The sequence below is a fragment of the Haemophilus parainfluenzae T3T1 genome (assembly GCF_000210895.1).
Lineage (GTDB): Bacteria > Pseudomonadota > Gammaproteobacteria > Enterobacterales > Pasteurellaceae > Haemophilus_D > Haemophilus_D parainfluenzae_A.
This window is the reverse complement of record NC_015964.1, coordinates 1396487-1418615: the sequence shown is the minus strand read 5'-3', so window position 1 is coordinate 1418615 and position 22129 is coordinate 1396487. Positions and strand designations below refer to the sequence as shown.

The window sequence follows — 22129 nt, the reverse complement described above, 5'->3', positions numbered from 1 at the left end:
GAAATTTTAACCCTTGTTATGGAGTAAAACACCTATGGCAATGAACAATATTCTCGGATTATTTGCCCATTCTCCTTTAAAACCACTGCAGAAACATTCTGACAAAGTGACTGAATGTTGTGATTTATTAATTCCATTCTTCCAACATACCTTTGTAAAACAATGGGATGATGCAGAAAAAACACGTCTAGATATTTCTCAATGTGAACGTGAAGCAGATAGTTTAAAACGCGAAATCCGTTTGAAATTGCCTCGCGGTTTATTTTTACCCATTGATCGTACCGACTTACTCGAATTAGTTACCCAACAAGACAAATTAGCTAACTATGCTAAAGACATTGCTGGTCGTATGATTGGTCGCCAATTTGGAATTCCTGAAGAAATGCAGGAAGAATTTTTGCACTATGTGAAACGTAGTTTAGATTCTATTCATCAAGCTCATTTAGTGATTGAAGAAATGGATAAACTACTTGAAACCGGTTTTAAAGGCCGTGAATTAAATTTAGTGAACCATATGATTCAAGAGCTAGACAGCATTGAAGATGATACGGATCAAATGCAAATTAAATTGCGTAAACTGCTCTACACGATTGAAAGCCGTTATAACCCTATTGATGTGATGTTCTTATATAAAATCATCGAATGGGTTGGCGTATTAGCCGATCAAGCTCAACGTGTTGGATCTCGCATTGAATTGATGCTAGCCCGTTCCTAATTTTGACGACATTAACTACAACATAGGAAATCACTATGGAAATTATTAATGCATACGGTTCGTGGTTAGTCTTAATTACCGCGGTATTCGGTTTTTTTATGGCATTTGGTATTGGTGCCAACGACGTATCAAACTCAATGGGCACCTCAGTTGGTTCTGGGACCATTACAGCCAAACAAGCGATCATTATTGCCCTCATTTTTGAATCTGCTGGGGCTTATTTGGCCGGCGGTGAAGTAACTGAAACCATTAAAAGCGGTGTTATCGATCCTACTCAATTTATCGAAGCTCCCGATCTCTTAGCATTAGGGATGCTTTCAGCGCTCTTTGCATCAGGCGCTTGGTTATTTATCGCCACTAAAATGGGCTGGCCTGTTTCTGGTACCCACACTATCATTGGAGCTTTAATCGGTTTTGCTTGTATTACGATTGGTCCAGGTTCTGTTGACTGGTCCACAATTGGTGGGATTGTTGGTAGCTGGTTTATCACGCCAGTAATTGCAGGACTTTTAGCTTATACCATCTTTGCAAGCATCCAAAAACTCATATTTGATACTGAGAACCCACTAAAAAATGCACAAAAATATGGTCCTTATTACATGGCTATTACTGTATTTGTGCTTTGTATCGTGACTATGGCAAAAGGTTTAAAACACGTTGGTTTAAATCTTTCAACAAATGAAACGCTCGGTATTTCATTGCTAATTAGCATCATTGGTATGATTTTCTGCCACTTCTACTTCCGCAGTAAAAGATTCACTGAAAAAGCGTCAAAAGGTGCATTCGGTTCGGTAGAAAAGATTTTTAGTATCTTAATGCTTTTAACCGCTTGTGCAATGGCATTCGCACATGGGTCTAATGACGTAGCTAACGCAATTGGTCCGCTTTCTTCTGTGGTCTCAATTGTGGAAAATGGGGGACAAATCCTTAGCGGTGGAAAATTAGCTTGGTGGATTTTACCTTTAGGTGCATTAGGTATCGCAGTTGGTCTGATTGCAATGGGACAAAAAGTGATGGCAACTGTAGGATCAGGTATTACCGATTTAACCCCGAGCCGTGGTTTTGCTGCACAATTTGCAACAGCGATGACCGTAGTAGTAGCATCTGGTACTGGTTTACCAATCTCTACTACACAAACTTTAGTGGGTGCAATCTTAGGTATCGGTTTCGCACGTGGTATTGCAGCACTTAACTTAACGGTTATCCGTAACATCATTAGTTCATGGGTTGTGACGTTACCTGCTGGTGCATTCTTTGCGATTGTGATTTTCTACATCCTTCGCGCGATTTTCCACTAGTATAATTATTAAAAGTGCGGTTATTTTTCATTGTATTTTCTGACCGCACTTCCTTCATGAATCTAGGAAGTATTATGTCAAAAGTGAGCAAACTTTTATTTTCTTGTGTTTTACTGGGCTCAACCATTGGGACAGTACAAGCTGAAACGCAATATGTGACAGAAAATCTGAACACCTATTTACGCAAAGGTGCAGGCGATCAGTTTAAGATCGCGGGTGCAATCCAATCTGGCGAAGCGGTAACAGTCTTAGGACAAGAAGGAAAATATACCCTAATTCGTGATAATAAAAATCGCGAGGCTTGGATTTTAACCTCTGAACTGAGTTCTACGCCAAGTAGCCGCGAAGAAAATCCAAAATTAAAAGCACAGGTTCAAGAACTGACGTTGAAACTGAGTCGCGTCGATTCAGATTGGCAGCAACGTACAAACGAAATTCAACGCCGTAGCAAACAAGCGGAACAACAAAGCAGCGAATTGCTTGAACAAAATTCACAACTTAAACGTGAACTAGAAATGACGAAAAATAAAAACCGTGATTTAGAAGCAATGCTTGATGCGAATAAACGCGAAATTGCGATCCAATGGTTTATTTATGGCGGTTCAGTATTAGGTGTAGGTTTATTAATTGGCTTAGTATTACCTCACATTTTACCAAGACGTAAACGTCGTGATAGCTGGTAATGATTCATCATTGAGGTAGGCATTTGCCTACCTTTTCTTTATATTTTGACGGGAGAGTAAAATGGACATTTATCTTGTCGGTGGTGCTGTACGTGATCAACTTTTAGGTTTGCCAGTGAAAGATCGTGATTGGGTTGTCGTGGGAGCAACACCAGAAATGTTGCTGGCTCAAGGTTACCAACAAGTTGGCAAAGACTTCCCTGTTTTTCTCAATCCTCAAAACCATGAAGAATATGCGCTTGCCCGTACAGAACGAAAATCAGGCAAAGGCTACACTGGATTTATTTGTGATTTTTCAGATGATATTACGCTTGAACAAGATTTAATTCGTCGAGATCTCACCATTAATGCTATTGCCCAAGACAAAGATGGCAAACTGCACGATCCTTATCATGGCGTAGAAGATATTCATCAACGTATTTTACGTCATATTTCGCCTGCTTTTGCTGAAGATCCACTTCGTGTATTACGTGTTGCACGCTTTGCGGCTCGCTTTCATCATTTAGGTTTTTCTATTGCCGGAGAAACCCTTAAATTAATGGCTGAACTCACTGAACAAGGTGAACTCGCCCACCTAACGGCTGAGCGAGTTTGGATGGAAACAGAAAAAGCATTAAACGAACCGCATCCTGAAATTTATTTTGAAACGCTACATCAAGTCGGCGCACTCAAAGTACTTTTCCCTGAGATTGCCGCCTTAGACGGTGTACCGAACCCAGCCAAATACCATCCTGAAATTGACAGCTTTATTCATACCATGCTCGTATTGCAACAAGCGGTTAAACTCACAGAAAATACCAACTTGAATAAAAGTGCGGTTCGTTTTGCAGCGATTTGTCATGATCTTGGAAAAGCCCTTACACCAAAAGAAAATTGGCCAAGTCATCATGGTCATGAAAAAGCGGGGATTAAACCGACTCGTTCATTATGTAAACGCCTTAGAGTGCCTAATTATCTTCAAGAATTAGCCGAATTAACTTGTGAATATCACACGCATGTGCATAAAGCCTTAGAACTTCGCCCTGAAACAGTGGTGAAACTCTTTAATACGTTTGATGTTTGGCGTAAACCTCAGCGCTTCGAAGAATTTCTATTAGTATGTTTATCTGATACTCGCGGGCGAACGAGCTTTGAAAATAAAGAATATCCGCAAATTGATTATCTCAAAGCGCTTTATCAAGCTGCCCTTGCTGCTGATGTACAGCAAGTCATTGCAGATGGTTTTGAAAAACAAGGTATTCGAGATGAATTAACGCGTCGAAGAATTGCAGCAGTGAAAGCCGAGAAAACTCGCTTAAATGCTTAATCAAGCTTTACTAAAAGTCAACTAACCCTTACAATATGTGCAATTTTTTAGTAAATATTTTGTTATGAAATTATTAAAATCTCTTCTCACACCTGTATTTGCAAGTGTGATCTTGTCTGCTTGTACACTTGATGCAGAGCGCCCAACAGATGTTCAGCATATCGATAAAAACGATATTACGTGGCAACAGCACCTCAAAAAAATCAAACAAATTCAATCTTATAGCACAAAAGGACAAATTGGTTACATCAGTCCACAAGAGCGTTTTTCTAGTCGCTTTGAATGGCAATATCAAAACCCGAAAGCCTATAAGTTAAAACTTTATTCTCTGATCAGCAAAACAACGTTGACCATGGAAATGCATCCAAATGGGATGACAATTTCGGATAATAAAGGCAATCAGCAATCTGATAAAAATGCCAAATTATTGTTACGTGAAATCATCGGAATGGATGTGCCATTAGAGCATTTATCTTATTGGTTAAAAGGTCAGCCTGCGGATAACTCAGATTACCAAGTCGGAACGAATCATCTTTTATCTGAATTTAGCTACCCACTTGATGGTTCGATTTGGACAGCTGATTACCTAAGCTATCATCCGGATAATTCGATGCCTGAAAATATTCTGTTAAAGAATAAAAGTACATCACAAACCCTAAAAATTCGTGTGGATGAATGGGCGTTCTAATGAAAACACATCACTTTTCAACCGCACTTTCAACTTCTCTTGGAAAGCCTAACCGCTTTCCAAGCCCCGCAAAACTCAATTTATTTCTCTATATAAACGGTAAACTGCCAAACGGCTACCACGAATTACAAACGCTTTTCCAATTTCTTGATTTCGGCGATTGGCTCACCATTGATATTCGCCAAGATAAACAAATCCACATCACACCAGAAATTCCTGGCTTACCTCTAGAACAAAATTTAATCTATCGTGCAGCGACACTACTACAGGAAAAAACAGGCTGTACGCTCGGTGCCACAATTCATTTAGATAAAATTCTGCCAATGGGCGGTGGTATTGGTGGCGGTTCATCCAATGCGGCAACTACCCTCCTTGCTTTAAACTATTTATGGCAAACCCATTTATCTATTGATGAACTTGCTGAGCTCGGACTAAAACTTGGTGCAGATGTCCCCATCTTTGTTCATGGTCAAGCCGCTTTTGCAGAAGGCGTAGGTGAAAAAATCCAATACTGTGAACCACTAGAAAAATATTATGTGGTACTAAAACCTGAAACTGCGATTTCTACTGCGGTGGTTTTTAGCGATCCCGATTTGCCTCGCAATACAGAAAAAAGATCTCTTGCTGAACTTCTGAATCACCCGTTTGCAAACGATTGCGAAAAAGTCGTACGAACTCAATATCCAGAAGTTGAAAAAGCCCTATTATGGTTGCTACAATATGCACCAGCCAGATTAACCGGAACCGGAGCTTGTGTTTTTGCTGAATTTGATGATGAAAAATCAGCACAAGCTGTTTTCCAACAAAAACCGAAGGAATTTTTCGGCTTTGTTGCTAAAGGATTAAACGTTTCACCATTACATGCGATGTTGAAACAACTCTCGACCAACCAATCTATCTATACTCAACCTGAGGTTATATAAAATGCCAGACATTAAACTCTTTGCTGGAAATGCTACGCCTGAGCTAGCGAAAAAGATTTCTGAACGTCTTTACATTTCATTAGGCGATGCCACTGTTGGACGCTTTAGCGATGGTGAGATCCAAGTGCAAATTAATGAAAATGTGCGTGGTGCAGACGTATTTATTATCCAATCTACCTGTGCGCCAACAAATGACAACCTGATGGAATTGATTGTCATGGTCGATGCTTTACGTCGTGCATCTGCTGGTCGTATTACTGCCGTTGTTCCTTATTTTGGTTATGCTCGTCAAGATCGTCGTGTGCGTTCTGCTCGTGTACCAATCACCGCAAAAGTAGTGGCTGATTTACTTTCAACCGTAGGGATTGACCGATTATTAACCTGTGACTTACACGCAGAACAAATCCAAGGTTTCTTTGATATACCGGTTGATAACGTATTCGGTTCACCGGTTTTACTTGATGATATCTTGAAGAAAACAGATCTTGTCAATCCTATCGTTGTTTCTCCGGATATCGGTGGTGTTGTTCGTGCTCGTGCGGTAGCGAAATTATTAAATGATACCGAAATGGCGATCATCGATAAACGTCGTCCGCGCGCGAATGTATCACAAGTTATGCACATTATCGGGGATGTCGCAGATCGTGATTGTATCCTTGTAGATGATATGATTGATACAGGCGGTACATTATGTAAAGCGGCTGAAGCATTGAAAGAACGTGGTGCAAAACGCGTGTTTGCCTATGCGACTCACGCGGTATTCTCTGGTTTAGCAGCACAACATTTAGCAAGCGATGCCATTGATGAAATCGTGGTAACAGATACTGTTCCACTATCACCTGAAATGCAAGCGCTTGGCAAAGTTCGAGTGCTTACCCTTTCAAGTATGCTGGCTGAAGCAATTCGTCGTATCAGCAATGAAGAATCTATCTCAGCAATGTTTGAATAATTCTTTTACTTAACATTCATTTTAAAAGTGCGGTCAGAAAACCTTGTGTTTTTTGACCGCACTTTTTTATGCTTCTATTAAAAATAAGGCAAAAAAAAAGTGCCCCATTGGGGCACTACTCGGAAAGCAAAATAGATGTCGGCTATTTAAAAATAGCACTTGTTTTTAGTGGCTTAAGAATACGGCAAAGTACTTTTTATTGCAAATAACAATTTTCAAATTTGTGAGCTAAATCACGATTTTTCTTCACTTTTTTATTTTTAATCGTTTACGAATAAAAAAGAGGAGCATATAGCTCCCCTTCTCCAGAAATAGAATTAAATTAGCCGTTAATAAATTTTTCGCCTAATTCAATATCAGCACGCAATGTTGGTAACATTGCTTCTAAAGCTTCTTGTTCAAATTTGCTTAAGGTACCGATTGGTAAAATTTCTTCTACCCCTTCTTTACCTAAACGTACTGGTTGAGCGAAGAAACGTGCATATTTGCCATCACCTTCTACATAAGTACATTCAACGACAGTTTCACCACTTAAGCCTTTCACTAATGAACGAGCAAAACGTGCTGCAGCTTGAGCCATAGAAAGTGTCGCAGAACCGCCACCTGCTTTTGCTTCAACCACTTCAGTACCTGCGTTTTGGATACGTTTTGTTAATGGTGCGATTTCTTCTTCTTTCCACTCAGCATATTGAACTTGTGAAAGTAATGGAAGAATGGTTACACCTGAGTGTCCACCAATTACTGGTACGCTTGTACGAGAAACATTTAAGCCTTTTAATTCAGAAACGAATGTTTCAGAACGTAATACGTCTAAAGTGGTGACACCGAATAATTTACGTTTGTCGTAAACACCTGCTTTTTTCAACACTTCTGCAGCAATCGCAACAGTCGTATTCACAGGATTGGTGATAATACCTACACAAGCTTTTGGACAAGTTTTTGCAACATGTTCAATTAAGTTACGCACGATCCCAGCATTGATGTTGAAAAGATCTGAACGATCCATACCCGGTTTACGTGCTACCCCTGCAGAAATTAAAACGACATCAGCACCTTTAAGTGCTGGTGTTGGATCTTCTCCCGCAAAACCTTCTACTTTCACCGCTGTTGGAATATGACTCACATCTTTAGCCACACCTGGTGTCACTGGTGCAATATCATAAAGTGCTAATTCACTTTCAGCGGGTAATTGTAATTTAAGTAATAAGGCTAATGCTTGACCAATGCCGCCTGCTGCGCCTAATACTACAACTTTCATAAAATACTCCTCATGTATTAATTAATCCTAACTAGGTAGAATTCTAAAGTCTTAGCCGTTAAATTACAAACAGAGAAGTTCAATTATGCGATCTAGCTCAAACTTTTCAAACAACAAATTCATTTCAATTGATTAAAATGAATTTTTATGCAATTCTTATGCAAATTCCCCTGTGCGAGAATAACTATGTCTGATCAATTAACAAAAGCCTTTAAAGAACTGCTACACCAAGAGCGATTTGCTTCTCAAAGTGAAATCGTTGAAGCCTTAAAGAATCAAGGATTCCAAACCATTAATCAATCTAAAGTTTCACGTATGTTAAGCAAATTTGGTGCAGTTCGAGCAAGAAATACCAAAATGGAAATGGTGTATTGCTTACCAAGTGAATTGAGTGTACCTGCCACTAGCAGTCCATTAAAAAATCTGGTTTTGGATATTGATCACAATGATTTCGTCATCGTCATCAAAACCTCTCCAGGTGCCGCACAGCTAATTGCCCGTTTATTGGACTCCATTGGTAAACCAGAAGGCATTTTAGGCACGATTGCGGGGGATGACACAATATTTGTCACCCCAACCAAAAATACAACAATTAAAGCGCTTTTAGCACAAATTCAAGCGCTTTTTGAAAGCAGCTTATAATGAATATCTTAGTAACCGGTGGAACAGGATTTGTTGGGAAAGCCTTAGTTACGGCACTACTGTCTCGTGGTGATAGCGTTACCGTATTGACTCGCTCTATTGAAAAAGCCCAATCTGTTTTTCCTGAAAAAACACTTCAATTTTTGACCGCACTTTCAACACTCAAAGATTTAAATTCCTTTGATGCGGTTATTAATCTTGCCGGTGAGCCAATCTTCGATAAAAGATGGACAGTTCAGCAAAAAGAGAAACTGCGTCATAGTCGCATTGATTTAACACAACAGCTTGTTCAACTTATTAATCAAAGTGAATATCCCCCAGCCCTGATTTCAGGTTCCGCAACTGGAATTTATGGAAACTGTGGCGAAGATCTGATTACCGAAGACACAAATCCAAGTACTCAATTTACCGCTCAACTTTGTATTGATTGGGAAAATGCAGCAAAACAAGCCAATACAAGAGTCTGTTTAGTGAGAACCGGATTAGTACTTTCTCCAAAAGGCGGCGCTTTGGCAAAAATTCTACCGCTCTATCGCTTTGGACTAGGCGGAAAATTAGGGAATGGTGAGCAATATTGGAGCTGGATCGCATTAGAGGATATGGTAAAAGGACTTCTCTTCTTACTTGATCATAATGATTGTGAAGGTACATTTAATTTTACTGCGCCACATCCCATTAAAAACAAGACCTTTAACCAATTATTAGGTAAGGCATTACATCGCCCTTATTTTGCTCAAGTGCCTCAGTTTTTATTAACTACTATTCTAGGCGAGCGCGCTTGCATTCTTTTAGACAGCCAGAATGCCTATCCAAAACACTTGTTAGATTGCGGATTTACATTCCAATATGAAAGCTTAAAAGATTACTTTAATCACATCCTTTAATTAATGTTTGAAAGAGCGATTGAAAACACTTATAGGTCATCTTCCTGTACTTTGAATTTGACCTATCACGATTTATCCCCTACTCAGTAAGCGTCTTCACCAAATCCATCACAAATTCTAGCCGCTCTTTGTTTTCTGGAAGTGCTTTCACAAACTTAAATTTTAGTGGACCATCAAAGCGATAAACAATTGGATTTTGTTGAATTAATTTGATGAATTTTTCAGGATCAACTTTTGCTGAAGGTGAAAATTCAATAAAGCCCCCTTGAGCCCCTGCATCAATTTTCAGTACTTTTAATGGTTTCACCATTAAACGCATCTCAGCAATTTGTAAAAGATTTTTCGTTGCTTCAGGTAATAAGCCAAAGCGATCGATTAATTCAACTTTTAATTCATCTAACTCTTGTTTACTTTCCGCTGCTGCAATGCGTTTATAGAATGACAAACGCATATTCACGTCACCAAGATAGTCATCTGGCAATAAAGCTGGAACACGTAACTCAATTTCAGCTTGCTGATGTGTAATCTCTTCTAATGAAGGTTCTCTTCCCTCTTTTAAGGCTTTAACTGCCGCATCAAGTAATTCCATATAGAGTGAAAAACCGATACTTTCAATTTGCCCGCTTTGTTCATTACCCAATAATTCACCTGCACCACGAATTTCTAAGTCATGTGTTGCAAGAATGAACCCTGCACCTAAGTTATCTAAACTTTCTAATGCCTCTAAACGACGTTTCGCATCTTTCGTCATTAATTTCGGTGGAGGTGTAAGCAAATACGCATAAGCTTGATGATGGGAACGCCCTACTCGACCACGCAACTGGTGAAGCTGAGCTAAACCAAAATTATCTGCGCGTTCAATGATGATCGTATTTGCCGTTGGTACGTCAATCCCTGTTTCAATAATGGTGGAACAAACTAATACGTTATAACGTTGATGATAAAAATCACTCATCACGCGTTCAAGTTCACGTTCTCGCATTTGCCCATGACCAATCACGACACGAGCTTCTGGTACAAGTGCGGTCAGTTTTTCTGCTGTATTTTCAATACTAGCCACATCATTATGCAAATAATAAACTTGCCCACCACGCAAAATCTCACGCAGGATGGCTTCACGAATGATTAAATCATCTTTCTGGCGAACAAATGTTTTGATACTCACTCGACGAGCCGGTGGTGTCGCAATAATAGAAAGATCGCGAATACCATTCATCGCCATATTCAAAGTACGAGGAATTGGCGTTGCAGTAAGTGTTAAAATATCAATATTCTCTCGAAGTTGTTTAATTTTCTCTTTTTGTCCCACACCAAAGCGATGTTCTTCATCAATGATGAGTAAGCCAAGATCAGAAAACTTAACATCGGATTGAATTAATTTATGGGTTCCAATCAGAATATCGACTTTTCCTTCGGCTAAATTTTCTAAGATTTGTTTTTGCTCTTTGGTTGTTTTAAAGCGAGAAAGTACTTCCACATTAACCGGCAAATTAGCGAAACGATCTTTAAAATTCTCGTAATGCTGTTGAGCTAACAAGGTTGTAGGGACTAATACAGCCACTTGTTTATGGTTCATGACCGCCAAAAATGCGGCTCGCATCGCCACTTCAGTTTTCCCAAAGCCCACATCACCACAAACTAAACGGTCCATTGCTTTGGGTTGACACATATCCGAAATGACGGCATTAATCGCCATGGCTTGATCGTGCGTTTCCTCAAAAGGGAAGGTTGCAGCGAATTGCTGGAATTCCTCACGATCATATTTAAATTCAAAGCCTTTTTTCACTTCTCTTTGAGCATACACATCAAGTAATTCCGCAGCCACATCACGAATTTTTTCTGCGGCTTTTTGACGCGTTTTCGACCATGATTCATTACCTAATTTATGTAATGGCGCTGTTTCATCTGAGCCGCCTACATATCGACTAATCAAATGAAGAGAACCAACTGGCACATAAAGCTTGGACTCATTCGCATAATTGATCAGCAAATATTCTGCTTTTAAGCCCCCTGTATCAAGCGTGACTAACCCACCATAACGCCCAACACCATGATCTAAATGCACCACAGGCTGACCAATTTTTAATTCAGCCAGATTACGCACTAAGATATCAGGATTCACCGCCTTACGTTTATCACGCTGACGTTGTTGTACTCGCTCACCTAAAATTTCATGTTCAGTAATGACAGCTAATTTGGCCTCATCAAGAATAAAACCTTGCTCAAGACGACTGACCCACAGATTAAACTTGTCTTGATTGGCTTCAGATAAGGTTTTAATCTGTTTAGGTTTAATTTTTAATGCTGAAAGCAAATCCAGTAAAGTTTCACGTCGTCCTTCAGTTTCAACTGAAAATAAAACATTTCCTTTAAAATGCTCAATAAACTGACGAAGTTGCGATAACGGTTCTTTTTGCTGTGATTGAATGGTCAAGACAGGTAATGCGGACACCGCTAAATTTTTCTGACGAACAGATGACCGCACTTTTTCTGCTTTAAAATTAATTTTAGGATAATTTTTTAATGCATGATTTACCGCATCAATATTTAGCCACAAACGTTCTGGCGGCAAAAGAGGGCGCATTGGATCGACTTTTCGATGCTCATAGCGCTGTTTTGCATCAAGATAAAAACGTTCTCCTTGTGCTTGATTTGTTTCCATATCCACAAACAACGTTTTTTCTGGCAAGTAATCAAACAACGTTGCCATTTCATCAAAGAATAACGGCTGCCAATATTCAATCCCTGAAATTAATGTGCCTTTACTGATTTGCTGATAAATATGTTCTGGATCACGACGAATTTCTCCAAAAGTTTCTCTAAATTGTGTACGGAAAAACTCAATACCTTTCTCATCTGTTGGAAATTCGTGTGCAGGTAATAAATTAATGGATTGAATTTCATCCAACGTTCGCTGCGTATCGACATCAAAAGTACGAATCGAATCAATTTCATCATCAAAAAAATCTAAACGAAATGGAACCGCACTTCCCATCGGGAAAAGATCTAAAAGTGATCCGCGTACGGCATATTCGCCATGTTCTAGCACTTGTTCTACAGAACGATATCCTGCTGACTCTAATTGTAATCGCAATTTTTCAATGACTAGACGATCACCTTTTTTAATCAAAAGGACATTATGCTGTAGATATTTCGGCGGGCACACACGTTGCATTAATGTGCTAATCGGCAAAACAAAGATGCCTTTTTTAGTATTTTGTAAATGAAACAGCGCACTTAAACGAGAAGAAATTATTTCTTGATGAGGAGAAAAAAAATCATAAGGCAACGTTTCCCAATCAGGAAAAAACTGAACGGGCTGAGAAGTTAAATCCGGTAAAACTTGTGATAAACGAACCGCACTTTTGGTATCCGGTGTCACAACCACCGTCAATCCATCGTATTGCTCTGCAATTTCACTAACCGCAAGTGCATCAGCACTCGCCAATACATTGCCAAGAATTTTATGGTCATTGGGCTGAGTTGGAATATCAAAATTAAAATAGGTTGTTTTCATAAGTGCGGTCAATTTTTATCTCATTTTTTGCTTGAACAGTTGATTAGTTTAGCAAATTCACTCTACTTTTCAATAATTATCTGTATAAAAAAACAGGGTTAAATTAACCCTGTTTTCTTTTATTTTTTGAGCGGTTCTAGTGGTTTCTCTTTTTTTACCTTACCATCATCATCAAATTCAATGCGTGGCATACAACCTCGACAACTACCTTTATCTAAACCAAGCTCACTGCAAAATTTATTGTATTCATCTACCGCTTTACGGAACCAACCTTTTTTTTCTTGTTCGCTCATTTTGCCTCCTTTTTTAATTTTTGTGCAATTTCCGAACGTAATAATTTTAACCCATTTTTCTTATTATAGGGTATCTGTTTTGTGATGAAATAATCTCTCATTAAAGGGCAATCTTTTTCATCTAAATTCATTAAAAATCGACGAATTGCCGGCAAAGCGGAAGCTAAAGTGCGGTGAAAATAAGCAAAATTTTTTAAGCTGAGCCAATCTTCGTCAATCAATTCCCAATCTACTGATATGCTATTAAATTCCTGAACGAGCGGATGGAAAGACAAAGGTATATTTCGTTGAAAAGATTTCATTACTTCTTTTTCTAATTCAATCCCTTGTGCAGAAAGCCCCTTTAGAGCGATAGCTGAATAACAACCACTACTCGCTTCTAAATGCTCGCCTAAATGAACAAGAGAAAAACCACATTTCTGCCAAAATTGAGCCAGTTCTTTGGTATAACCAAAACTCACTGATAAATAATCCAGATCGGCATTTTGTGTGATGTATTCAATAAGTTGTGTACCAATACCATGCTGCTGCCACATAGGCTGGACCGCAATTCTCGAAATACGTAAAGAATGCAATTCACAAGCCTTTTGTTGTTGAGCATGAAAACAAAGTGCTTGAGGCACGAGATTGCCTTTCGGGCGTCTAATCCCTTGTTGAATTGCTTCAATGAGGGCTGAATCTTCAATCCCGCCTTCTTTTAATGCCCAAACAGCGCCTAGTAAATTTTGCTCACTTCCAGCGGTAAAAAAACACTGTGAATTGACATCAAATAATCGCCGTAGATCTAATGGTGATGTACGATAATGAGCTAATGTCATCAACCCATAGAATTGAGACAATGAAGAAAGTATTTCCTCTTGTGAGCGTTCAGTAATTTGACAGAACTTGCTTTTATCGTATACCGTTTGTTTAAACTCATCCTCTACATTCAATAATAAAAGCTCATCGATAAATGCCTCTAAAGCATCATCTTTCGACCAACGTAGCGGTTCAATAAGCTCAAAGTCAGAGAAAGTGCGGTTAATTTTTTGCTTAAATTTAAGCTCAAAGCCTCGCCCGGTTCCCTCATAACTATGAATAGTTGTCGTAAATAAAATATGCTTAAAATGATGGGAAAAAGCAGTAAGTTGAGCAATCGGCAACATTGCCGCCTCATCAACAAAAAGCCAAGCATTTTCAGAAAAAGAAGGATCATTTTGCAAAACAAGGAAAAGCGCATCTGGTGCAATAAAGATAATCTCTTTTTGTGAAAATTCACCCAAAATATTGACCGCACTTTTATTTGGAGCTGTAAGGTAAATTTTAGTATCCAGTTGATTCGCTAATAAGCCTGCTAGAGCTGATTTCCCTCTTCCTCGTTTAGCCGTAAGAAAGTAAAGTTCAGATTCTTTTTGTAAGATTCGCTCAATAATTTTCTGCTGATCTAAGGTCGCGTTGTGATTTACAAATTCTCGTTGAAAAGTGCGGTCAAATTTTAAATCATTTTGATGATAAAGGACAGGGAAGCCATATTTATGAATACAATGCTTAAAATATGCAATAAATCTTGGCGTCGTAATTGCCTCAAGCGAACCTGACCAACGAAGACTATCTTCGTCTATTTGGAAATGAAGTTTCTCCCAATTTGATAGCAAGACAATTAAGGCACCATTCATTTTCAATGTACCGGCCGCAATGGCGAGCGCCTCTAAATGGATACCTTTTCGTGCATCAAACAAGATCGTCTCAAACTCTTGCCCAAGAAGATTTTGAATTTTAGAAAACTCATTAATAATCAAGGTATTTGCCGGCAAATTAGACGGCACATTCTCACTGACCAAAATTTGAAAATGACGTGTCATGAATTACTTTTCTAAATACGCTTCTAATTCAGCTAAATTTTGAGGCCATTCATTTCTGAGTTGCTTTATCCATGAAGCAATATCGGATGTCCAATTTGGTAATAAGGTATCTTGAGCCTGTTTTGCGATATTTTGAACATTAACAAGTCCTACCGACGCGGCTGCACCTTTAATTTTATGTGCGACATCTGACACCGTTTGTTGCATATCTGAATTTGCAAGATAATCGTCATACGCTGTTTCTAATTCATCTAAATAAATCGGCATCCATTGTTTAAATAACGCCACATTAGCTTTAGCTTGAGATTTTCCGATTAACTCAATAAGTGAAATATTGATGCCTTCTTGAACCTGAGGAGTTTCTTCTTCATCAGAAATACATTCAATATCATCGCCTAAAAAGGTTTTAAAGCACTGACGTAATTCAACCAAAGAAAGTGGCTTGCGTAATACCCCATCCATACCCTGTTCTTGATATTCTTCTTCGCTGTGCATCACGTTCGCTGTAAAGGCAATTAAAGGCGGGAGAAAATCGTAAATCCCTTCTTCGTAGTTTTTACGCAAATATTGTGCAATATCAAAACCTGACATATCTGGTAATTTAATATCAAGAAAAACAATATCATAGGTGTTTTTCTCAAATAATCGGATCGCCTGTTCACCATTCATGGCAACATCAACGTAATGCCCCTGCTTTTCAAGAATACTTTTGGCCACAACCACATTCAATTCAACATCTTCAACTAATAAAATAGACAGATGCTGCATGGCTGTTTCAGCATTCATATCATTAGCTTGAGCTTTATCCGCAATAATCGTTAAATAAAAAGTAGAACCTTTATCCAACTCACTTTCAACGGTTAAATCCCCTTGCATTAACTGCGCAAGATTCTTAGAAATCGCAAGACCGATGCCACTTCCTGCGGAACGGTGAATATTATCTTTAACTTGATAATACATGGTAAAAATCTTATCCAGTTCGCAAGAAGCAATACCTGCCCCCGTATCTGCAACACTAAATTGATATTGATTATCTTGGATTTTCTGTACTGTTAGGATAACTTCACCTTTATCAGTAAATTTCACCGCATTACCAATTAGATTCCAAAGAATTTGGCTGATCCGAGCACGATCGAGATAAAGCCAATTAGGTAAATTCTTATCCTGATTTAAAGAAAACTTTAGCCCCTTTTGTTCTGCCATTAAGGTACCAAAATTATAGAAATCATTAAGTAGTGAATGGAAATCACAAGGCTGGATATTTAATTCAATACGTTTAGAGTCGATCTTATCTAAGTCAATAATATCACTAAAAATATGACCTAAACTGACTGCACTTAGATTAATCGTATTCAGATAATTCTGTTGTTGTTCGGTTAATTTATCATCTAATAAAATTCGACTTAAGCCAATGATTCCATTTAATGGGGTACGTAACTCATGGCTAATGGTAGCCAGTAAGGTACTTTTATCACGATTATTTTTTTCTAATCGAGCGAGCGTTTTAGAGAGCTCTAAACGGGAACGCTCTAATCGCTCAACAAGTAGCGTAAAGAAATAAATAACAAAAGGAGCGGTAAATAAACCAAAAGTAATCGAGCGAACAATATCACTCCAGTGAATACCATCACTAAACAGTGTACTTAATAAGATTTGTATACAAAGAGCCAAAATCGCAAGAATAGCAATGCCAAGTAAAGAGAAGCGAACTCGACCTAATCGAATAACCCAGTCAACATAGCGTTGAGCAAAATATCTAAAGTTTTTCATTGTTTGTATTGAGAAATAAAAATTGAGATCATTCTATAGAGTTTTTAATAAAAATCCATAAACAAAAACCCCAAGCCATTCAGCTCGGGGTTCACATTCAGTACCTGGCGGTGTCCTACTCTCACATGGGGAAGCCCCACACTACCATCGGCGCATCGGCGTTTCACTTCTGAGTTCGGTATGGGGTCAGGTGGGACCACCGCTCTATCGCCGCCAGGATTATTCCTTTAATAACTTCTTCTATCTCTTTCTGCTCTCACTATCTCTAGTGCTCACAACCAAACAAGCTGATTTAACTTCAAAACTTTCTCTTTCTTCTCTGAGTTTGTTTCGTCTTCTCAACACCCAAAACCCTTGAGCGTTGTATAGTTAAGCCTCTCGGGCAATTAGTATCTGTTAGCTCAACGGCTCGCACCGCTTACACACCAGACCTATCTACGTCTTAGTCTTAAACAACCCTTACTGTCTTAAAGACAGGGAGAACTCATCTCTTGGCAAGTTTCGTGCTTAGATGCTTTCAGCACTTATCTCTTCCGCACTTAGCTACCCGGCAATGCGTCTGGCGACACAACCGGAACACCAGTGGTGCGTCCACTCCGGTCCTCTCGTACTAGGAGCAGCCCCAATCAATTCTCCAACGCCCACGGCAGATAGGGACCGAACTGTCTCACGACGTTCTAAACCCAGCTCGCGTACCACTTTAAATGGCGAACAGCCATACCCTTGGGACCTACTTCAGCCCCAGGATGTGATGAGCCGACATCGAGGTGCCAAACACCGCCGTCGATATGAACTCTTGGGCGGTATCAGCCTGTTATCCCCGGAGTACCTTTTATCCGTTGAGCGATGGCCCTTCCATTCAGAACCACCGGATCACTATGACCTACTTTCGTACCTGCTCGACTTGTCTGTCTCGCAGTTAAGCTTGCTTATACCATTGCACTAACCTGACGATGTCCGACCGTCATTAGCAAACCTTCGTGCTCCTCCGTTACTCTTTGGGAGGAGACCGCCCCAGTCAAACTACCCACCAGACACTGTCCGAGACCACGTTTCGTAATCTTCGTTAGAACATCAAACGTTAAAGGGTGGTATTTCAAGGACGACTCCAACAATACTGGCGTATCATCTTCATAGTCTCCCACCTATCCTACACATCAAAATTCAATGTTCAGTGTCAAGCTATAGTAAAGGTTCACGGGGTCTTTCCGTCTAGCCGCGGGTACACCGCATCTTCACGGCGATTTCAATTTCACTGAGTCTCGGGTGGAGACAGCCTGGCCATCATTATGCCATTCGTGCAGGTCGGAACTTACCCGACAAGGAATTTCGCTACCTTAGGACCGTTATAGTTACGGCCGCCGTTTACTGGGGCTTCGATCAGGAGCTTCTCTTTCGATTACACCATCAATTAACCTTCCAGCACCGGGCAGGCATCACACCCTATACGTCCACTTTCGTGTTTGCAGAGTGCTGTGTTTTTAATAAACAGTTGCAGCCAGCTGGTATCTTCGACCGGTTCAACCTTCGCCCGCAAGGGACTACAATCTACGCCGGCGCACCTTCTCCCGAAGTTACGGTGCTATTTTGCCTAGTTCCTTCACCCGAGTTCTCTCAAGCGCCTGAGTATTCTCTACCTGACCACCTGTGTCGGTTTTCAGTACGGTTTAGATAAACCTGAAGCTTAGTGGCTTTTCCTGGAAGTGTGGTATCGGTTACTTCAGCTCCGTAGAGCCTCGTCATCATCTCTCAGTGTTAAAGAAGTCCGGATTTGCCTAAACTTCACACCTACAAACTTAAACGCACATATCCAACAGTGCGATAACCTAACCTGCTCCGTCCCCACATCGCAGTTTATCCAAGTACGGGAATATTAACCCGTTTCCCATCGACTACGCTTTTCAGCCTCGCCTTAGGGGCCGACTCACCCTGCCCCGATTAACGTTGGACAGGAACCCTTGGTCTTCCGGCGAACGGGTTTTTCACCCGTTTTATCGTTACTTATGTCAGCATTCGCACTTCTGATACGTCCAGCAGCCCTCTCGAGCCACCTTCATCCGCTTACAGAACGCTCCCCTACCCAACAGACTTTCGTCTGATGCCGCAGCTTCGGTGCTATATTTGAGCCCCGTTACATCTTCCGCGCAGGCCGACTCGACTAGTGAGCTATTACGCTTTCTTTAAATGATGGCTGCTTCTAAGCCAACATCCTAGCTGTCTAAGCCTTCCCACTTCGTTTCCCACTTAATATAGACTTTGGGACCTTAGCTGGCGGTCTGGGTTGTTTCCCTCTCCACGACGGACGTTAGCACCCGCCGTGTGTCTCCTGAGTATCACTCTTCGGTATTCGTAGTTTGCATCGGGTTGGTAATCCGGGATGGACCCCTAGCCGAAACAGTGCTCTACCCCCGAAGGTGTCCGCTCAAGGCTCTACCTAAATAGATTTCGGGGAGAACCAGCTATCTCCCGGTTTGATTGGCCTTTCACCCCCAGCCACAAGTCATCCGCTAATTTTTCAACATTAGTCGGTTCGGTCCTCCAGTTAGTGTTACCCAACCTTCAACCTGCCCATGGCTAGATCACCGGGTTTCGGGTCTATACCTTGCAACTAGACGCCCAGTTAAGACTCGGTTTCCCTTCGGCTCCCCTATTCGGTTAACCTCGCTACAAAATATAAGTCGCTGACCCATTATACAAAAGGTACGCAGTCACCCTTAAAGGGCTCCCACTGCTTGTACGTACAAGGTTTCAGGTTCTATTTCACTCCCCTCACCGGGGTTCTTTTCGCCTTTCCTTCACAGTACTGGTTCACTATCGGTCAATCAGGAGTATTTAGCCTTGGAGGATGGTCCCCCCATCTTCAAACAGGATATCACGTGTCCCGCCCTACTTATCGTTAGCTTAGTACCATGACCTGGACTTCGAGTACGGGGCTATCACCCTGTATCGCCAAGCTTCCCAGCTTGTTCCTCTGTCTCTGTCATTATCACTAACAGGCTCCTTCGCGTTCGCTCGCCGCTACTAACGAAATCTCGGTTGATTTCTTTTCCTCGGGGTACTTAGATGTTTCAGTTCTCCCGGTTTGCCTCACTTACCTATGGATTCAGTAAGTGATAGTAGATTCTTCATCTACTGGGTTTCCCCATTCGGACATCTTGGATTAAACGCCTCTTATCGACTCATCCAAGCTTTTCGCAGATTAGCACGTCCTTCGTCGCCTCTGATTGCCAAGGCATCCACCTTGTACGCTTAGTCACTTAACTATACAACCTCAAAAATTCTTGATGTTGTGTTTTCAACTAAACACTTGATTGCTTTTGTTCAATCAAGATTTTCTTCTTACTCAGACTTTTTCTTATCCTTTAAAGGACTTGAAAGTCTCTTCAGTTTTTCAGCTTGTTTCCTGGTTGTTAAAGAACAGAAATAACATTTTCAGTTATCATCGTTAAATAAACTCACTAAGTATAAAAACTCAATTTACTTAACGATGATAAGTGGTGGAGATAAGCGGGATCGAACCGCTGACCTCCTGCGTGCAAGGCAGGCGCTCTCCCAGCTGAGCTATATCCCCATGTCATCGTTTATTTATTACCTTATTCACCTTCATCACTCACTCAGTTTGAGTGGTGGGTCTGAGTGGACTTGAACCACCGACCTCACCCTTATCAGGGGTGCGCTCTAACCACCTGAGCTACAGACCCAAGGGAATAACGGCTTTCTGCTCGATATTGCCTACAATACATCAATCAATCTGTGTGGACACTTATTGTCTCTCGTTTTTGGTAAGGAGGTGATCCAACCGCAGGTTCCCCTACGGTTACCTTGTTACGACTTCACCCCAGTCATGAATCATACCGTGGTAAACGCCCTCCCGAAGGTTAAGCTATCTACTTCTGGTACAACCCACTCCCATGGTGTGACGGGCGGTGTGTACAAGGCCCGGGAACGTATTCACCGCAACATTCTGATTTGCGATTACTAGCGATTCCGACTTCATGGAGTCGAGTTGCAGACTCCAATCCGGACTTAGACGTACTTTGTGAGATTCGCTCCAGCTCGCACTATCGCTTCCCTCTGTATACGCCATTGTAGCACGTGTGTAGCCCTACTCGTAAGGGCCATGATGACTTGACGTCATCCCCACCTTCCTCCGGTTTATCACCGGCAGTCTCCTTTGAGTTCCCGACCTAATCGCTGGCAACAAAGGATAAGGGTTGCGCTCGTTGCGGGACTTAACCCAACATTTCACAACACGAGCTGACGACAGCCATGCAGCACCTGTCTCAGAGTTCCCGAAGGCACCAATCCATCTCTGGAAAGTTCTCTGGATGTCAAGAGTAGGTAAGGTTCTTCGCGTTGCATCGAATTAAACCACATGCTCCACCGCTTGTGCGGGCCCCCGTCAATTCATTTGAGTTTTAACCTTGCGGCCGTACTCCCCAGGCGGTCGATTTATCACGTTAGCTACGGGCGCCAAACTTAAAGCTCAACCCCCAAATCGACATCGTTTACAGCGTGGACTACCAGGGTATCTAATCCTGTTTGCTCCCCACGCTTTCGCACATGAGCGTCAGTACATTCCCAAGGGGCTGCCTTCGCCTTCGGTATTCCTCCACATCTCTACGCATTTCACCGCTACACGTGGAATTCTACCCCTCCCTAAAGTACTCTAGCGACCCAGTATGAAATGCAATTCCCAGGTTAAGCCCGGGGCTTTCACACCTCACTTAAGTCACCGCCTGCGTGCCCTTTACGCCCAGTTATTCCGATTAACGCTCGCACCCTCCGTATTACCGCGGCTGCTGGCACGGAGTTAGCCGGTGCTTCTTCTGTAGTTAACGTCAATCACCTAGTCTATTAAACTAAATGCCTTCCTCGCTACCGAAAGAACTTTACAACCCGAAGGCCTTCTTCATTCACGCGGCATGGCTGCGTCAGGGTTGCCCCCATTGCGCAATATTCCCCACTGCTGCCTCCCGTAGGAGTCTGGGCCGTGTCTCAGTCCCAGTGTGGCTGGTCATCCTCTCAGACCAGCTAGAGATCGTCGGCTTGGTGAGCCTTTACCTCACCAACTACCTAATCCCACTTGGGCTCATCCTATGGCATGTGGCCCGAAGGTCCCACACTTTAATCTTTCGATATTACGCGGTATTAGCTACAGTTTCCCGTAGTTATCCCCCTCCATAAGCTAGATTCCCAAGCATTACTCACCCGTCCGCCACTCGTCATCAAAGAAGCAAGCTTCTTTATGTTACCGTTCGACTTGCATGTGTTAAGCCTGCCGCCAGCGTTCAATCTGAGCCATGATCAAACTCTTCAATTCAAGTTCAATCGCTCAATACTGCTGACATAAAATGTCACT

Annotated in this window: 14 protein-coding genes, 2 tRNA genes and 3 rRNA genes; 9 read left to right on the top strand and 10 right to left on the bottom strand. The window is 41.2% G+C overall.

The features are described from left to right. The first annotated feature begins 34 nt into the window (after positions 1-34). The 7 genes from PARA_RS07170 (at position 35) to PARA_RS07140 (ending at position 6562) form a co-directional block, all read left to right on the top strand. Positions 35-715: a TIGR00153 family protein gene (locus PARA_RS07170; RefSeq protein WP_014065172.1), complete on the top strand. Its 681-nt coding sequence runs from the start codon at positions 35-37 to the stop codon at positions 713-715. Positions 716-750: 35 nt separating this feature from the next. Then, a complete protein-coding gene (locus tag PARA_RS07165; protein WP_014065171.1) occupies positions 751-2013 on the top strand; it encodes an inorganic phosphate transporter in 1263 nt (420 codons plus the stop codon). Positions 2014-2087: 74 nt separating this feature from the next. Beyond that, complete coding sequence (locus PARA_RS07160; protein WP_014065170.1) at positions 2088-2696, top strand: TIGR04211 family SH3 domain-containing protein; 609 nt, start codon at positions 2088-2090, stop codon at positions 2694-2696. A gap of 61 nt (positions 2697-2757) precedes the next feature. Beyond that, the gene (locus PARA_RS07155; RefSeq protein ID WP_014065169.1) at positions 2758-4002 is read left to right on the top strand and encodes a multifunctional CCA addition/repair protein; all 1245 of its coding nucleotides are present in this window, start codon (positions 2758-2760) and stop codon (positions 4000-4002) included. Between the two features lie 64 nt (positions 4003-4066). Continuing rightward, the gene (lolB, locus tag PARA_RS07150; protein ID WP_014065168.1) at positions 4067-4690 is read left to right on the top strand and encodes a lipoprotein insertase outer membrane protein LolB; all 624 of its coding nucleotides are present in this window, start codon (positions 4067-4069) and stop codon (positions 4688-4690) included. Continuing rightward, the gene (gene ispE / locus PARA_RS07145) at positions 4690-5613 is read left to right on the top strand and encodes a 4-(cytidine 5'-diphospho)-2-C-methyl-D-erythritol kinase (protein WP_014065167.1); all 924 of its coding nucleotides are present in this window, start codon (positions 4690-4692) and stop codon (positions 5611-5613) included. The genes lolB and ispE overlap by 1 nt, the downstream gene beginning before the upstream one ends. A gap of 1 nt (position 5614) precedes the next feature. After that, positions 5615-6562 (top strand): ribose-phosphate pyrophosphokinase, encoded by a 948-nt coding sequence (locus PARA_RS07140; RefSeq protein ID WP_014065166.1) that lies wholly within the window; start codon positions 5615-5617, stop codon positions 6560-6562. Positions 6563-6884: 322 nt separating this feature from the next. Here the strand turns inward: PARA_RS07140 and mdh are convergent, their stop codons facing one another. Continuing rightward, positions 6885-7820, bottom strand: a complete 936-nt coding sequence (gene mdh, locus PARA_RS07135) for a malate dehydrogenase (protein WP_014065165.1) — start codon at positions 7818-7820, stop codon at positions 6885-6887. A gap of 186 nt (positions 7821-8006) precedes the next feature. Here mdh and argR point away from each other — a divergent pair, with 186 nt between their 5' ends. Together argR and PARA_RS07125 are read left to right on the top strand one after the other, a co-directional pair. Further along, positions 8007-8462 (top strand): transcriptional regulator ArgR, encoded by a 456-nt coding sequence (gene argR / locus PARA_RS07130; RefSeq protein ID WP_014065164.1) that lies wholly within the window; start codon positions 8007-8009, stop codon positions 8460-8462. Next, on the top strand, positions 8462-9346 hold the full coding sequence (locus PARA_RS07125; RefSeq protein WP_014065163.1) for a TIGR01777 family oxidoreductase: 885 nt from the start codon (positions 8462-8464) through the stop codon (positions 9344-9346). Before argR ends, PARA_RS07125 begins: the two co-directional genes overlap by 1 nt. 79 nt (positions 9347-9425) lie before the next feature. On the opposite strand, the gene mfd is transcribed toward PARA_RS07125, so the two are convergent. The 9 genes from mfd to PARA_RS07085 all read right to left on the bottom strand — a co-directional run bounded on the left by mfd (position 9426) and on the right by PARA_RS07085 (position 22090). Continuing rightward, entirely contained in the window at positions 9426-12863 is a 3438-nt protein-coding gene (gene mfd / locus PARA_RS07120; protein ID WP_041918256.1) for a transcription-repair coupling factor, read from the bottom strand. A 119-nt stretch (positions 12864-12982) separates the two neighbouring features. Beyond that, the gene (locus tag PARA_RS10405) at positions 12983-13156 is read right to left on the bottom strand and encodes a DUF5363 family protein (protein ID WP_014065161.1); all 174 of its coding nucleotides are present in this window, start codon (positions 13154-13156) and stop codon (positions 12983-12985) included. Continuing rightward, positions 13153-14997, bottom strand: coding sequence for a tRNA(Met) cytidine acetyltransferase TmcA (locus tag PARA_RS07115; RefSeq protein WP_014065160.1), 1845 nt, complete (start codon positions 14995-14997; stop codon positions 13153-13155). The genes PARA_RS10405 and PARA_RS07115 overlap by 4 nt, the downstream gene beginning before the upstream one ends. Before the next feature lie 3 nt (positions 14998-15000). Beyond that, a complete protein-coding gene (locus PARA_RS07110) occupies positions 15001-16767 on the bottom strand; it encodes an ATP-binding protein (RefSeq protein ID WP_014065159.1) in 1767 nt (588 codons plus the stop codon). A 102-nt stretch (positions 16768-16869) separates the two neighbouring features. Continuing rightward, positions 16870-16985: ribosomal RNA gene (gene rrf / locus PARA_RS07105) — 5S ribosomal RNA — on the bottom strand. 147 nt (positions 16986-17132) lie between these two features. Next, a 23S ribosomal RNA gene (locus PARA_RS07100) occupies positions 17133-20030 on the bottom strand. A gap of 232 nt (positions 20031-20262) precedes the next feature. Beyond that, positions 20263-20338: transfer RNA gene (locus PARA_RS07095), tRNA-Ala, on the bottom strand. A gap of 53 nt (positions 20339-20391) precedes the next feature. Further along, positions 20392-20468 (bottom strand) — tRNA-Ile (locus tag PARA_RS07090). Positions 20469-20550: 82 nt separating this feature from the next. Next, positions 20551-22090 (bottom strand): 16S ribosomal RNA (locus PARA_RS07085). The 16S, 23S and 5S rRNA genes sit together here with 2 tRNA genes alongside, the layout of an rRNA operon. Positions 22091-22129: the final 39 nt, after the last annotated feature.

What these genes read in the sequence shown, in the direction of transcription:
- PARA_RS07170 (WP_014065172.1), top strand. Translation starts at nt 35, where the DNA reads ATGGCAATGAACAATATTCTCGGATTATTTGCCCATTCTCCTTTAAAA.
- PARA_RS07165 (WP_014065171.1), top strand. Translation starts at nt 751, where the DNA reads ATGGAAATTATTAATGCATACGGTTCGTGGTTAGTCTTAATTACCGCG.
- PARA_RS07160 (WP_014065170.1), top strand. Translation starts at nt 2,088, where the DNA reads ATGTCAAAAGTGAGCAAACTTTTATTTTCTTGTGTTTTACTGGGCTCA.
- PARA_RS07155 (WP_014065169.1), top strand. Translation starts at nt 2,758, where the DNA reads ATGGACATTTATCTTGTCGGTGGTGCTGTACGTGATCAACTTTTAGGT.
- lolB (WP_014065168.1), top strand. Translation starts at nt 4,067, where the DNA reads ATGAAATTATTAAAATCTCTTCTCACACCTGTATTTGCAAGTGTGATC.
- ispE (WP_014065167.1), top strand. Translation starts at nt 4,690, where the DNA reads ATGAAAACACATCACTTTTCAACCGCACTTTCAACTTCTCTTGGAAAG.
- PARA_RS07140 (WP_014065166.1), top strand. Translation starts at nt 5,615, where the DNA reads ATGCCAGACATTAAACTCTTTGCTGGAAATGCTACGCCTGAGCTAGCG.
- mdh (WP_014065165.1), bottom strand. Translation starts at nt 7,820, where the DNA reads ATGAAAGTTGTAGTATTAGGCGCAGCAGGCGGCATTGGTCAAGCATTA.
- argR (WP_014065164.1), top strand. Translation starts at nt 8,007, where the DNA reads ATGTCTGATCAATTAACAAAAGCCTTTAAAGAACTGCTACACCAAGAG.
- PARA_RS07125 (WP_014065163.1), top strand. Translation starts at nt 8,462, where the DNA reads ATGAATATCTTAGTAACCGGTGGAACAGGATTTGTTGGGAAAGCCTTA.
- mfd (WP_041918256.1), bottom strand. Translation starts at nt 12,863, where the DNA reads ATGAAAACAACCTATTTTAATTTTGATATTCCAACTCAGCCCAATGAC.
- PARA_RS10405 (WP_014065161.1), bottom strand. Translation starts at nt 13,156, where the DNA reads ATGAGCGAACAAGAAAAAAAAGGTTGGTTCCGTAAAGCGGTAGATGAA.
- PARA_RS07115 (WP_014065160.1), bottom strand. Translation starts at nt 14,997, where the DNA reads ATGACACGTCATTTTCAAATTTTGGTCAGTGAGAATGTGCCGTCTAAT.
- PARA_RS07110 (WP_014065159.1), bottom strand. Translation starts at nt 16,767, where the DNA reads ATGAAAAACTTTAGATATTTTGCTCAACGCTATGTTGACTGGGTTATT.